At 50.1% G+C, this 937-nt stretch carries 1 protein-coding gene; it reads left to right on the forward strand.

Going from position 1 to position 937, the window contains the following annotated elements:
- A protein-coding gene (locus ACOTX7_RS24285; protein WP_235784668.1) for an IS1-like element IS1B family transposase occupies positions 1 to 674 on the forward strand; the annotation gives its coding sequence in 2 pieces (ribosomal slippage) (positions 1 to 226 and positions 226 to 674; 675 coding nt annotated over the 2 pieces). This gene is flagged as partial in the annotation.
- Positions 675 to 937: the final 263 nt, after the last annotated feature.

Raw genomic sequence — 937 nt, forward strand, 5'->3', positions numbered from 1 at the left:
CCCTCCTGTTCAGCTACTGACGGGGTGGTGCGTAACGGCAAAAGCACTGCCGGACATCAGCGCTATCTCTGCTCTCACTGCCGTAAAACATGGCAACTGCAGTTCACTTACACCGCTTCTCAACCCGGTACGCACCAGAAAATCATTGATATGGCCATGAATGGCGTTGGATGCCGGGCAACCGCCCGCATTATGGGCGTTGGCCTCAACACGATTTTCCGCCATTTAAAAAACTCAGGCCGCAGTCGGTAACCTCGCGCATACAGCCGGGCAGTGACGTCATCGTCTGCGCGGAAATGGACGAACAGTGGGGATACGTCGGGGCTAAATCGCGCCAGCGCTGGCTGTTTTACGCGTATGACAGGCTCCGGAAGACGGTTGTTGCGCACGTATTCGGTGAACGCACGATGGCGACGCTGGGGCGTCTTATGAGCCTGCTGTCACCCTTTGACGTGGTGATATGGATGACGGATGGCTGGCCGCTGTATGAATCCCGCCTGAAGGGAAAGCTGCACGTAATCAGCAAGCGATATACGCAGCGAATTGAGCGGCATAACCTGAATCTGAGGCAGCACCTGGCACGGCTGGGACGGAAGTCGCTGTCGTTCTCAAAATCGGTGGAGCTGCATGACAAAGTCATCGGGCATTATCTGAACATAAAACACTATCAATAAGTTGGAGTCATTACCTAGGAGAGTTCAATCACTCAACGCCTTTTACATCTCATTTTATTTATATCACCGACTATCATAAAGATAATACATGGATGATTTCACTTTCGCAGGAGGATTTTAATACAACCAAAATTTTAACATCGTTAAGTCTAGGGAAGGTGCGAACAAGTTCCTGATATGAGATCATCATATTCATCCGGAGCGCGGCTTTGTTGAATAAATCGAACTTTTGCTGAGTTGAAGGATCAGATCACGTATCTTCC

This window comes from Enterobacter cloacae complex sp. IR5418 (assembly GCF_049238105.1).
Taxonomy (GTDB): Bacteria; Pseudomonadota; Gammaproteobacteria; order Enterobacterales; family Enterobacteriaceae; genus Enterobacter; species Enterobacter hormaechei.